At 52.3% G+C, this 12,242-nt stretch carries 18 protein-coding genes; 1 reads left to right on the top strand and 17 read right to left on the bottom strand.

All coding sequences use genetic code 11. From position 1 onward, the window contains the following. Nucleotides 1-3 precede the first annotated feature (3 nt). The 17 genes from A8L45_RS19715 to A8L45_RS19640 form a co-directional block, all read right to left on the bottom strand. Complete coding sequence (locus tag A8L45_RS19715) at nucleotides 4-222, bottom strand: tail protein X (protein ID WP_068905072.1); 219 nt, start codon at nucleotides 220-222, stop codon at nucleotides 4-6. Then, entirely contained in the window at nucleotides 203-655 is a 453-nt protein-coding gene (locus A8L45_RS19710) for a phage tail protein (protein WP_068905071.1), read from the bottom strand. The genes A8L45_RS19715 and A8L45_RS19710 overlap by 20 nt, the downstream gene beginning before the upstream one ends. A 9-nt stretch (nucleotides 656-664) precedes the next feature. Further along, nucleotides 665-3,403, bottom strand: coding sequence for a phage tail tape measure protein (locus A8L45_RS19705; RefSeq protein WP_068905070.1), 2,739 nt, complete (start codon nucleotides 3,401-3,403; stop codon nucleotides 665-667). A 44-nt stretch (nucleotides 3,404-3,447) separates the two neighbouring features. Then, nucleotides 3,448-3,594 carry a GpE family phage tail protein gene (locus tag A8L45_RS23940; RefSeq protein ID WP_083228429.1) on the bottom strand — a complete coding sequence of 49 codons (147 nt, stop codon included), beginning with the start codon at nucleotides 3,592-3,594 and terminating at the stop codon, nucleotides 3,448-3,450. Nucleotides 3,595-3,614: 20 nt separating this feature from the next. Continuing rightward, the gene (locus A8L45_RS19700) at nucleotides 3,615-3,863 is read right to left on the bottom strand and encodes a phage tail assembly protein (RefSeq protein ID WP_068905069.1); all 249 of its coding nucleotides are present in this window, start codon (nucleotides 3,861-3,863) and stop codon (nucleotides 3,615-3,617) included. 63 nt (nucleotides 3,864-3,926) lie between these two features. After that, the gene (locus tag A8L45_RS19695) at nucleotides 3,927-4,445 is read right to left on the bottom strand and encodes a phage major tail tube protein (protein WP_068905068.1); all 519 of its coding nucleotides are present in this window, start codon (nucleotides 4,443-4,445) and stop codon (nucleotides 3,927-3,929) included. Between the two features lie 11 nt (nucleotides 4,446-4,456). Beyond that, the gene (locus A8L45_RS19690; RefSeq protein ID WP_068905067.1) at nucleotides 4,457-5,935 is read right to left on the bottom strand and encodes a phage tail sheath subtilisin-like domain-containing protein; all 1,479 of its coding nucleotides are present in this window, start codon (nucleotides 5,933-5,935) and stop codon (nucleotides 4,457-4,459) included. An 81-nt stretch (nucleotides 5,936-6,016) separates the two neighbouring features. Next, complete coding sequence (locus tag A8L45_RS19685; protein WP_068905066.1) at nucleotides 6,017-6,250, bottom strand: tail fiber assembly protein; 234 nt, start codon at nucleotides 6,248-6,250, stop codon at nucleotides 6,017-6,019. A 13-nt stretch (nucleotides 6,251-6,263) separates the two neighbouring features. Next, complete coding sequence (locus A8L45_RS19680) at nucleotides 6,264-7,064, bottom strand: hypothetical protein (RefSeq protein ID WP_068905065.1); 801 nt, start codon at nucleotides 7,062-7,064, stop codon at nucleotides 6,264-6,266. A gap of 90 nt (nucleotides 7,065-7,154) precedes the next feature. Continuing rightward, nucleotides 7,155-7,508, bottom strand: a complete 354-nt coding sequence (locus tag A8L45_RS19675; protein ID WP_083228428.1) for a hypothetical protein — start codon at nucleotides 7,506-7,508, stop codon at nucleotides 7,155-7,157. Between the two features lie 9 nt (nucleotides 7,509-7,517). Next, a complete protein-coding gene (locus A8L45_RS19670; RefSeq protein WP_068905064.1) occupies nucleotides 7,518-8,117 on the bottom strand; it encodes a hypothetical protein in 600 nt (199 codons plus the stop codon). Continuing rightward, nucleotides 8,117-8,839, bottom strand: a complete 723-nt coding sequence (locus tag A8L45_RS19665) for a phage tail-collar fiber domain-containing protein (protein WP_068905063.1) — start codon at nucleotides 8,837-8,839, stop codon at nucleotides 8,117-8,119. Before A8L45_RS19665 ends, A8L45_RS19670 begins: the two co-directional genes overlap by 1 nt. Beyond that, complete coding sequence (locus A8L45_RS19660; RefSeq protein ID WP_068905062.1) at nucleotides 8,836-9,480, bottom strand: phage tail protein I; 645 nt, start codon at nucleotides 9,478-9,480, stop codon at nucleotides 8,836-8,838. The genes A8L45_RS19665 and A8L45_RS19660 overlap by 4 nt, the downstream gene beginning before the upstream one ends. Then, nucleotides 9,477-10,346 carry a baseplate assembly protein gene (locus A8L45_RS19655; RefSeq protein WP_068905061.1) on the bottom strand — a complete coding sequence of 290 codons (870 nt, stop codon included), beginning with the start codon at nucleotides 10,344-10,346 and terminating at the stop codon, nucleotides 9,477-9,479. The genes A8L45_RS19660 and A8L45_RS19655 overlap by 4 nt, the downstream gene beginning before the upstream one ends. Beyond that, entirely contained in the window at nucleotides 10,333-10,692 is a 360-nt protein-coding gene (locus A8L45_RS19650) for a GPW/gp25 family protein (RefSeq protein ID WP_068905060.1), read from the bottom strand. The genes A8L45_RS19655 and A8L45_RS19650 overlap by 14 nt, the downstream gene beginning before the upstream one ends. An 8-nt stretch (nucleotides 10,693-10,700) precedes the next feature. Further along, nucleotides 10,701-11,357: a phage baseplate assembly protein V gene (locus tag A8L45_RS19645; RefSeq protein ID WP_068905059.1), complete on the bottom strand. Its 657-nt coding sequence runs from the start codon at nucleotides 11,355-11,357 to the stop codon at nucleotides 10,701-10,703. Continuing rightward, nucleotides 11,345-11,908, bottom strand: a complete 564-nt coding sequence (locus A8L45_RS19640; RefSeq protein ID WP_068905058.1) for a hypothetical protein — start codon at nucleotides 11,906-11,908, stop codon at nucleotides 11,345-11,347. Before A8L45_RS19640 ends, A8L45_RS19645 begins: the two co-directional genes overlap by 13 nt. Between A8L45_RS19640 and A8L45_RS19635 the strand changes: the two genes are divergently transcribed. Further along, on the top strand, nucleotides 11,907-12,242 hold a 336-nt coding region (locus tag A8L45_RS19635), incomplete at its 3' end, for a hypothetical protein (RefSeq protein ID WP_139122427.1). The two genes, A8L45_RS19640 and A8L45_RS19635, sit on opposite strands and share 2 nt — an antisense overlap.

Here is a 12,242-nt window from a genome sequence, read left to right as displayed (position 1 = left end):
GATTCAGTCCCACAGGTTGATTTGGCTGCTGCTCTCGGCAGGTCCAAGCTCTGGCAGTGACACTGTCACATTAGTAGGTAACACCGGGCCATAGGCAGCGAGGCCGGGATTGTCAGCCAGCACCGCCTCCAGGGCACCGGGACGCGGGCCATAAGCGGCGTGACAAATAGCATCCAGCATATCGCCCGCCAGGGTCAGGTAATCATTGTGTCTGCGGTTCATCTTCGCCGTACTCCTTAATGGTTAAGCTCGCCTTCACTTCCAGTGGGATCCCGTTATCGGTAAAAAACTGGTCGGTGCGCTCAAGTTTCTCTATCACCCATAGCCCCAGATCAGCGCCGCCGGAAGGCGTGCCGCCAATCAGTCGCATAGGGGTGCCTGTGTTGCCCATTTGTTCCAGCTTACTCAGGCGGTCAAGGTCTGTTTTCTGCTCGGGATAGACGCTGATTGACAGCGTCTTGGATGTTAAGTCCGGACCGTTAAACTGCAGGGCCGGACGGCGGTTATCACGATCACGCTTCTCCCAGCGCCAGCCCATCGAGGTGCGAAGCTGCTGGTACTGGGTGCCTTTCACCGTAAACTCAAACTGGCCGAGCGCCATCATCACCGAATTGTATTGCGGCTTATTATCATGAGGCTGCGATTGCGAATTCATACTTCTTCCTTACTGGTCATACAGCACAGCGCGGCCATAGCGGGCCCGCTCTCGTTCACGGCGTTCCAGCTCCTGATGCACCCGTTGGGCGACATCTTCTCCCTGCTCACCGGGTTGCTGCTGAATATGGATTTGATAATTGGAGGAATAAGTCGATGGCCCTGCGGTATTGGCACTGAGCCCGGTTGCGACAGGCTGGATACCCGTTGTGGCGGGGTAGCCGATACCTGACTGCCCGCCTGAAATATCCAATCCAACGGCCATTGGATAGCCCAACTCTTTTTCAGCCATGGCCGGATGAATACTGTTAGCAACCGGATACATTGACTGTGTATTTGCAACCACCGGAGGCTGATTAACGACGGGATAGTCTGCCCCTTTTGAAGCCAACGCTGAATGAACATCGGCGGCAACAGGGTATAGTGACTGTGTGTCGTTAATCACCTGAGGCTGATTAACGACAGGGTAGCCCATCCCGGAATACGTACCTACTGTCTCCAATCCAGCGATTCTCGGATAGTCTGACCCTTTTTCAGCCACAGTTGGATGAATACTGGCAGCGACCGGATACAGTGACTGTGTATTTGCAACCACCGGAGGCTGATTAACGACAGGATAGTCTGCCCCTTTTGAAGCCAACGCTGAATGAACATCGGTGGCAACCGGGTAATAAGACTGCGCATTGGCAGCTGCGTGTTGCCCAACGGCCGGATAAGCCAGATTAGTATGAGCCGCAGTGAAATTCGTCCCATGTTGATCAGTTAACGCTGTAGCGTCGGGAATATAATCAAAAGTGACCGGGTTTACTGACAATGCCTTCGAACTCGCTCCGGACGCTTGTGCAATGGCTGCATGGTCTGCACCCGCATCATTCACCGAAGACTGCACTTGCTCCACTTTCGTTTTCTTGGAAATGTTGACTTCTTTTTCATCATCGCCGCCAAAAAAACTACCGAACCATGATCCCAGAGCACCAAACTTATCAATCAGCACTGTCACAATGGGAATAAGGAGACCGATGGCGCCAATGATCAAACCAATAGGATTGGCACGCATGACGAGATTAAGTGCCCGTTGTGCAAACGTGGCCAGACGTGTGAAAGACAATAATTTACGCATTGACCCGAGCATTGCAGGGATACTGACGCGTAAATATGACAGTGTATATAGGTACTTTAGCTGGGCCCCTCGCCCGGTAACGGTGGCAGCATTGAGGAGCCCCTGTGCCAAAGCCATGCCTCTGGTACGTAATGCAAGTCCGGACAGAAAGCTAGATAGTCGGCCAGCATTGGTGGTTGTCGACCCCATGAGTAAATTGTAACCAAGCTGGACGGCATGGGCTCCGAGCATCGCCGTTTTCAGCGCAGCAAATACCATTACACCACCGAGGAGAAACTGGGTCAGCACGGGGAAACGTTCGGCAAGATCAGCCACCATCATCGCCCCCTGCCCCAAAAGATCAGCAAACAGCATCACCACCGGAGCCAGCGATTCTCCCAACACCACGGCAAGGTTAGTAAAACGTTGCTGCATTAGCATCAAAGATTCATTGGGGCCTTTCAGGTTGTCTCCTGCCATCTTCACGGTCACAGACATACCCTGCTGAAGAGCAGTTTGCATCTTTTCAGTGTTAGCGGCTACATTATCTCCTCCTGATAAGAGCGCCTTGATCACTGACAGGCTGTCATTCGCGGCTGAACTGGATGGACCGCCCATTTTGCTGCCCAGTGCATTAAGAAGTTCTGCCTGTTCGTTTTGTTCGAGGCTATCGCCATATTTACCGCGAAGCTGAGCAATTATCTCAGTTGTTGAAATAGGCCCTTCGCCGCTACTTTCAAGCTTTAAGGCTTCGCCAATGCGGGATGAATTATCAACAAAGGATGCATATTGCTTGCCAGCCGCTTCACCAGAACTGCCACTTTTTTGTAGCTCGCTCAGTATCGCCAGTTGTTCAGCAAAAGGTACATTTGCCTGAGTGGCCGATGCTCCGAGAGCAGAGAGCGCACCATGCATCTTCTCACCATTCGCAGAGAGCATCTGAACACTGGCTGAGATACCTTGACTGAGGTACTCACCAAACTTTATGTCGCGCTCAGCCGCCGATAACTTCTCCCAGCCTCTAACCGTGCTGGTACCGAACTGTTCAAATTGCTGACGATGAGTGTGATACGCTTGGGTAAAAAGCTGTGTCATCTGCTCAGCAGACGTATTGGTCGCACCTGCTGTCAGAGTGGATATACGGGAAAAACCAGCAACCGCTTCGTCCGATAGACCCGCAATACCGTCCTTAATACGGTAACTGGTCTGAAGAAAATCGCTCTGAGAAGTGCCACTCCAAGTATTGGAGAAATCCTTCGCTTCTTGGGTGATAAATTGGATACCTGCATCATCGATGCCGAGGCTTCCTAAGTTACCCTGCACACTGGCAATGAGACCGTACTGGTGATGAAGTTTGACAGCAGCACCTGTGATCCCCTCGATTTGCTCCTTACTCTGACCCATTTGGTTTTTGAGTCGTTCTGTTTTACCTACTTTCGATTTTCCAGAGACTTTCTCGGAGGACGACGAAGAAGAAAGGTCGTCAGACCCGTGGTTTCCAATTTTATCAGCCAGACGATTGAGGGCTTTTTCCAGACTGTCGATAGCCGTTGTGTTTGACCGAAAGATCTCCGGCAGTTTGCTGAGTGAGGCGGTGATGGAGTCGGCCCTCTCCATCATCACCGAAAGATTACTGGGGATATCAGCCATATTCTTTCCTTACAAACAAAAAAAGGCCGGGTGGCCCCTGAGGACTACCCGGCATTGGTTCGCTCTGTCGCGATCTGATGACGTGCCACCGCGATCCGGTGCCAGTCCATCAGTTCCTCGAGCGGCATGGCCCCGGTGACGGCCGGATTGAAACCGGTGAACACCAGAAAAATGTCAGCCTCGGCTTCCATCACATCGGCCGGGACTGAGGTCAGCCCGTGAAAAAACCGACCACCTCGGTTTGCACCGCGACCAGATCAACCGGGTCGAGGGCATCAAATTCGTTGGCTGTCAGGCTGCTGATACGTGGCAACAGCTGGCGGTGGGCATTCACGTCCATCCGCAACAGGGAAAAGATCTCCAGTCCGCGCAGGCTGCCGGTATCTGGTTTGGTGATATCAAGGGTTTTAATGGCTTTTTCGCCACGCTTGAGAGGGAAGCTAAGTTTTACGGTTGCCATGATGGCTCCTCCAAAAAAATGCCCGGCAAGATGCCGGGCAGGAAAATAGGAAATAATAAATTGTTACTTGCTGAGCGCCTCACGGATCGCCAAATTACGATCCTCGCCATCTGGACCAATAAACTCGTTATTGATTTTATCGATTTTAAATAGCGGTTTGTCGTCCAGTTGAAGAGAGAAATACTCCACATCGACAGTGAACTTGGTCATAAACTCCTGACCACCTGCGGCCCACTCACCAAGGTCGAGTTCACGCCAATAGCCAGCAACTTCGATGACACAGCTTTTCACGACACCGTTCTGATCCACAGCACCGCGGAGAATCAGAACCTTGTCCCTTGTCGTTCGGCTGCCAATCAATGACATCAGGCTGTCTGAGCAGTCTGATACATCGAGGTTCATTTCCATTGCCTCAAGGCGGCCGGTATCACGCTTCATGGAGCCGGCAATGCCCGCTCCCTCAACGTCGATTGTTTTCATCACTACTTTCGGTAGGGTCAGCTTGTTGGCCAGTCCCGCGTAAGATTTGTCGTTCATTAAAACGTTAAAGTCCATCAGGACAGAAGGCAGATTACCCGCCATAGTTCACCTCTTTAGCCGAAAATGGCTTCGTTATATGTGTTGTTAACATGCTGTCGGAAGGTCACACGCTCGGCGACATCGTAAAAACCAAGGTCGTAGTCAAAGAACACCTGACCTGTGCCAATGTGGGCAATATTGATCTCTTTCTCTGCCCAGCAGTCACCACCACTGATCACCTGACGCGACATCAGACGGCGGATAAAGGCATTGACTCTGGTCGTCACTGATCCGACATAGTTCTTGGTAATGTTGCGGTCAACCGCATCCTGATGGGCATACATGACACTATCTCCGACGATATAGCGGATACGCTGGTGTGGCAGCTTGACGCCACTGGTCAGGTTGTTACCCCACAGATGCCAGCCACCCTGCTTGTTAACCAAAGTCGTGATATTCTGCGCGTTGAGTTGGTTGGCGACACAGTTCACCGCGCCGTCACCGGAGGACACATAAGGGACATCCACCGCCGTGCCGATAATGCCGGAGATCTTGCGATTTGATGGCGAATGCCAGTAGCCTTCCTCGTTATCGATGCGAACGATATGACCCGCAACAACTGCTGATGCATGGCGTTTTACATTGGCCGCCAAATCAGGGTCAAACACCTCAATCCCGCCATGCAGGTAATAGGCCTCGGCAAACTGTCGGGCACGGCTGACCACCTGGCTGTACGACGCATCGTGATCAGAATCGATAATTGCCATCGCATTCAGGCTTTTAGCCACACGCTCCACTTCTTCGCCCACTCCCTCGAGGTGGCTGAATTCAGGGGCAATGATCAGGCGCGGACGCACACCCAGTTTGCCTTCTGCGTTTTCCAGTGCTTTCAGGCCAGTGATTGTTGCGGTCTCCATATCTAGCTTACCAATCACGTTTGCTTTGGTTATGGTGGCATCACGGCCTTCTTCCACACGCACCACAACCACTGACGCGCCGCCCTGACTGTAGATATCAGTCAACGCTGCTTTGAGGGTGCCTTTCATACCCGCTTTGGCAATTTTCTTTTCAGAGGTGACCAGCACCGGAGTATCAAGCGGGAACGGCTCATCTTCACCGCCGGACAGGTTTTTCGGGTAGGCGTAGTCCATCACACCCTTGCCATCAGCGCTGGCGGTCACCAGCTCTTTTGCTGCGTTATCTGTAGTAAGGGCAGCCGCCACTTCAGATGCCGTAGAGGTAATGACACTTTCAGCATTGGTTGCCAGCGTGACCTTGATTTGACTGCCTTTCACGTCAACCGTCAGTGATTTACCGGCAGCCAGCGGATCAGCAAGCTCCAGGCTGATACTGTTACCACGGGGACCCGTGTTGACGGCAGTAACATCAAGCGCCTTGTCACCGCGCCCCAGTGTCAATGAGGCCGCAATAGCACCCTGTGCATCAGGGGCTGTGGCGACCAGACCAATCACAGACGCTGCAAGCACAGTGATGGGTCGGTTGGCATCGCGCAGTAAGTACTGCTCAACACCGTGGAAATAATTTCCGGACATGCAGGTTTCTCCTTGTCAGGTAATAAAAAACCCGGCCATTGCCGGGGTATAGGGATAAAAAAACCGCCTGTTGGCGGTGAGTTAATTGGTTGGGGTGGTTGGCCAGACAATGTCTATGGGATCGTCAAATGTCTGCGGTAAATCACGTAAGGCTTTACGGTATTCAGAGTACTCAGCTCGCTGCTCCGCACTCAGAGGCACATCTTCTACTTGCGTCCAATCTGTTTCTTTTAGTAATTCATTACGTCTTATTTTGATTTCGTACCAGTCATGGTCAATCAAACCTTCAGGAGTAACCAATAAGTTCTTACCCATTGTATCGCCTCTTTTATGCTTCGATGTCACCTAATCGCCCTTCTATATTTGTGATACGATCATTTATCCGATCGTATCGATTATATAACGCACCATGTTTTTTACCCTCAGGCCAAACTCCCGGTACAACCGATGGCAAAGCGAGAAAAAACTCATCTCCTACTTCGACATCATAAAAGTTAATATCTACGTGCGTATATCTGCCATTGCGACTACTGCTGTTCACGAACCTCTTATGCAACCACTTACCGTTTGTATCACCATCCAACCAGCTAGCACGGCCTTTAGCATTCACTTTAACGTAACGCAAAAATGAAGTAGCCGGGTTGGCTTTCAAGTGTTGGTCCGCAATATATATATCGGCTCCATCACCCTCCATAACGGCTTTATCTAACACAGTAATTTTCAAAATATGAAAAGAACCAGAAAAGTGTAGTGTTTCAGACCCGATATTCATGTAGTCAAGTAACTCTTGAGCTTCAGGATCGCGATCTTCCGGTGTGTCACCAGAAAACACTCGAATTAGTTCAAAATGGCAATGATCCAGTACTCTCTGCTGTATCCCCCACCACATAGGCAACTTATTCACTTGGCCATGGCCTTTAGGTGGTGTATAAGTGCGATAAGAGACCAACTTATCGTTCCGGTTTATAGCTATGTAGCCGAGTTTGGTAGCTGCATTGTTAATCGTGGTTTGAGCATGTTGTTTAATAGCATCAACCTCTCGGTCAATTTCACTAATTTTTCCTGACACTTGCTTGGTAAGAGCATTCGCGCTGCCCACTACCTCTGCCAGTTTCTGTTCAATACTCATTGAAACAAGTTCCTCACTTCAAAATATCTGAGAAAAACACTCAGTAAGTTTATATGTAGAGATAAAAAAACCGCCTGATAAGGCGGTTAGTTAATTGATTGGCGTGGTATCCGGTAGCGGGTAGCGGGCTTTGATTTCAGCAACTTTATCGCGCCACACCTGCTCAGATTCAGGCGTTTTGTCATATTGCCATTCCAGATATATTGGGTCTGATTCAGATTTATATGCTCTATATCTAGCAGCTAACGTTTCTTGAACACTGATTTTATTTCGATCTAATTCGATCTCAGATGAATTATATTTCTTTTCAAATTTACCATTTTTATAAATACATAAATCAATATCTGGAACTGTATCAACTTCAACTCTAGAATATTTTTTAGGAATAGATACAGAGTTAGGGAGGTAAATATTACCTTGGTCATCTACGAAAACAACGGTCATGATACACCTCTAAATTTTGGTAGCAGTAACAATAGCATTAACTTGGAAATAGCGTTTCACGAGCACTTTTATTGTGATTTTATCCATATAATCAACATCATAAACCCCTGAGGAATTACTAATCACTTCATTTCCCTTGGAATCAAAAATCTTGAAGTATGGTACAATATTACTTGCTTCTTCATTAATGACTATTGTGGCGGTGTTCTTTTCTCCAGGCCTAGAAGCATACCGGACATTAATCCTACCACTTGTGCCGTAGTGTGCTCCTCGATGGTATGAATTAATCTTAATCTCGACAACATGACCAGTATAATCAGCGGACCAATGCAATAAGTCCATCCATACATCATCACCATTATCAGATTGCCCAGCGTAAGAGCACACAAAGTGTTGGTAAGTTTTCCCGCTTCCGATATCTATCCCTTTCTGGTTTTTAACCAACACGAGTGAATCAAGATTTCCTTCGTTCAATTTCTGAATGGCGGTTTGGGTATCTTTTTTTGCTTGCTTAATATTCAGGTCAATTTGACCCATTTTCCCCGATACTTCTTCGGTCAGTTCGTTGGCGGAAGAGACTACCTCTGCCAGTTGTTGCTCGATACTCATTAAACCTTCTCCTTCTCCAGATCAATCACACGAAACAACATCTGGGTCTGTCTCGTCATATTGCTGATATTGGCCTCAGCGTTGGCCGATAAGATATATAAGTGCTGCTCGTTAACCCTTACCTGCCTGCTCACTTCTTGGTGCAGGCTGTTTACAACACCTGTTATGCGCAGATGCACTTCCTCATCATCTTCCTTCTGACGCGCGTCGAGTGCCCGGTTTGCATCCTGCTGCTTAATATCGCGCAACATGGCGTTAACCGATGCATGGGTCAGCTCAGCGTAATTTCCCAGCCAGTGGGCGACACTTGGATCGGCACTGGTGCTGACAATGGTCACGCTGTCTGCTGGCAGGGCATCGAGCAATAGGTCGTAGGTCAGCTCAAAGTCGACCGAGGCAGATTTATAAGCCAGTGGCGACGTGGATGACCAGACTGCGAATAATGTGCCATCAGCAAGGTAAAAACCGACCTCGCGGATCCAGAACTCGCGGTCACCGTCAGCCAGCACCGTAAAGTTCAGGGTATGGGGACCAAGACGCTGACTGGTCAGTATCTGATGGCGCGCTTTTTCTGACTTCAGGGCTTTTTCACCCGCGGAAGGGGTGCGGCCGTGGTCGCCAAAAGCGATGTGGGTGATCTCGGCCTTAAGGCCGTTTTGTTGCCCGTTAAACAGCGCAGTCAGGCCCGCGCTGGTGATCAGAGGCTTGAGGGGTGCGCTCATGGTCTCTCCATTGTCATCGAAATATGTAAGTAAGTCCGGGGCCGGGCGCCATTGGCCGCGACCAGACCGCCTGCCATTCTGCCCGGTGCCTGTGTTGCTCTGGCCATATCATGGCGGCATGCATAGCCTTGACTGGCATTGGCGAGAGTGACACCGCCGTCGGTGCGGACACCCACATCGAAGCTAAAGTCAGACTCCGCATTTTTGGCGTTAATCACCGCCACTTTCAGGGCGCGGTACAGATCAGGTGTCAGCAAAGGACCGGAGGCTGGACGGTTGTCGTTGACCCATGTTCTTATATGGAAGGTATAAGGCGCTTTCTGCGGCTGACATTGCCACCACTCTTCCAGCTCGGCATGAAGTCCAAGATCGTCCAGTGCCCGCTCAATGGCCGGTCGGGTACCTTTGATCCGATGCAGATTGAGGCTGTTCGCCACCACCCTGCGCTGGGTCACCTCTGACCATTTATCGTCCCAGTGATCGACAGATAATGCCCAGGCCAGAAAGGGCAGTGCTTCCAGTGGGCAATGCCCGGGGTCCCACAGGGTTTTCAGCGGGATATCGATCTCTGCCAGACGCTCACCAATGGCGGTGTCGAGGCGGTGTTCCCACTCGCTGCTGCTGTCGGGCAATATGCTCATGTCACTATCTCCACCGTGAGGCCTGTGCAATATGGGGCAGCGTGGCGTTCACAGCGGATATCCTTAAATCCTTGTAGCTCGACCTCATCAACGCCCGGCACCTGCAGCGCCCAGTCCACTTTGGAGCGCACCACCTTACCGCCCAGCCGGTGTTGCTCGTCCAGATACTGCTGGCAGCGGGCATACGCCGCCTTGATCACGGCATCCGGCGAGGGCACCGCCGTCAGGGTCAGTCGGGCTTGGATAGCAAAGGTTTTCAGGGTCGCTTGCCTGACATTCAGCTTCACCGTCATAGGGCGGCGCGGATACAGGTATTGTTCGACCGTATTCAGCAGGTCGTCAGATGCTTTGCCATTGTGTTGATGGCTGAGCACCACCAGATCGACGGTACCGGGCGCGGTCGGAAAGTCGTCGCTGTGCGGCCCGAAAGCGCAGGCATCCTTGACGTCACTGTCGCTGGCAAGGGCATGAAAGTGATAGGCACCGTCAGGCCCGGCCACCGAAATACCTTCCGGTGACAATTGCAGACGTGTTCTGAAATCATCATCCGTTTCCTGCTCGCCGGTGTGTGGATTTTTCAACCGGGTGATCGGCCGCTGCTGCTCGTCGCGGTAATAGTTTTCGGCCAGCAGATCCAGCGCATCACCGCGGGCAAACGCCAGTGTCATACCAAGGCACATCTCATTGGCATCCTGTCGCAGCAGGATCTCGCGGTAAGCCGCCGCCAGTGCCACCCGGTAGGCGGGATCGGCAGGGGTCAGGTTGTCCAGCTGGGCTTTATCAGCCAGCGCATCGACGGTGTCGCGGTAGTCGACCGGTTTCACCAGATGTGGCGCGGGCAGTCTGGCAATATTAATGTCTGGCATAGAGTGTCAGTCCTTCAAGATGAATGGGAGCGTCGCCGAAACGCCAGTCGCCGCGAAGGTCGATCAGCACGTTGCCGTCCCCGGATGGCTTGGCGCGCATTTCGCGCAGGATAAAGTCATCAAGACCGTTGGCCGGGCTGGCTACGGCTTCTGCAAGGCGGATATAGCACTGCATTTCAAAACCGGGGTCGATATTGCGGTCAACCAGCTCATGCAGGCGCGAGCCAAAATCCCGCGCCCCGACCAGTGCGCCGAGCGGGGTGTTGATGACGTCATTAAATCGCTGGCGCAGATACGCCAGACCGCCGAGTGTTTTGCCGCTTTGGGCATCGGTTCCTTGTTTCATGGCGATCCTCATTGCAAGTTATCTGCGGGTGTCCCGACAGCCTTGCTGTGGTTATGTTTGTTGTAAATATCACGGTCGGCTGCCATGGAGCGGATCGTGTCTGCGATATCTTTGCTGCCTTTGATGTTGCCTGTGACGTCCAGTTTTCCGTTGATATTCACATCGCCATTAATGGTCAGGCCGCTGTCGGCATTCAACGTGGCGGCGCCTTTAACTGTTGCCGTCAAAGTGCCTTCGACACTTGCAGAGACACTGCCCTGACAGGTCAGTGAAATATCGCCCTGATTGTTGACCGTCAGTGTGCTGTCGCCTCTGTGATGGGAGATCGCAGAGCCGTCACCAAACTGAACCAGCAACAGATCGGGGTCATCACTGGGAGCCGGGAAGTCCTCGCAGTAACTGCCGGGTAACACCTCGCCGAGGCGGATATCACCAGGGGACACCACGGTGACGCCCTCGTCGACCTCAGGCCACCACCAGACAATCGCCCGTCCGGCGCGCAGCGGTTTCACCGGCAGCCAGGGCGAGATCATCGGCGACTCCTCAGTGCCGTAACTGACCCTGAGCCGCTGACCTACCGGGTCGCTGTCACAGACCCGGCCGCGGATCACCATTTCATTCAGGCGACGTTCCAGCTCGTTCAGCCGTCTGATCAGCGTGTCCATGCATCAACTCCGGTCTGGCTGTGACTGCGCAGCACCACGGTCTCCGGCAGAAAATCAGGCGGGCTCGCAAGCATGTCGCCGAAATGAATGTCCTGCTCAAACTCAATGACCACAGACGCCACCTCTGCGCCAGTCTGGTCACTGAACAGGCCGGGCCGCATCGTCAGCCTTTTGATATCCACCGGATGGATGCCGTCCTGTCCCCAGTTCTGGCGGGAATGAATGGTGCCGCAGTCGGTTTCAACCCGTCGGTAGCCGACAATCTGGGCGACCGTTGCGCCAAGATTACTGGCAGACAGCACAGCATCTGGGAGTGAGGCAGACACCAGACAGTGAAGCCGGAAACGGCAGCGCCACGGCAGGCGGCCAGCGGTGTAGGGCTTGCCCGGACTGGCACCGGAAAATTCAATCAGCACCGCCGGCACCTCGATGGCAGGCTCCGGTGAAGAATGGGGGTCAAACAGGGATACGCTGTTGACCATCGGCAGCCGGGCAGTCAGTTCGTCCTTTATCGCCCGGAACAGCGCAGTAAAATCAGTGATGGTTGTCATGATGTTTCTCCTGTGCCGCATCGGGGCGGCGATGGGCCTCTGGCAACACGCCACAGAAAGGCGGCCTGACCGTGACAGGCTTGTATTCAGCGTGATATGGCATGATTTTCCTCATTGGCAGGCCGTCTTTCTGTGGTTAGTTGTTCAGGCAATCCCGGGTGTCTGCCACCCAGTTCAGCAGCGCGGTCTGCGCATCACGGGTGAGTATCACCAGATCCGGATTGTTGGTCTGATACCAGTTCAGGCGCGGCGGTGTCAGGTCGCACAGGGCGACGGACGTTCTCGTCGGCGAGGCGCATCCGGCCAGCAGGCTGACCAAAATGATCGCGCCAGG

Origin of the sequence: Veronia pacifica, from assembly GCF_001707825.1 — a bacterium.
Classification (GTDB): Bacteria; Pseudomonadota; Gammaproteobacteria; order Enterobacterales; family Vibrionaceae; genus Veronia; species Veronia pacifica.
The sequence above is the reverse complement of the archived record's forward strand: the minus strand, read 5'-3'. Positions and strand labels throughout refer to the sequence as shown.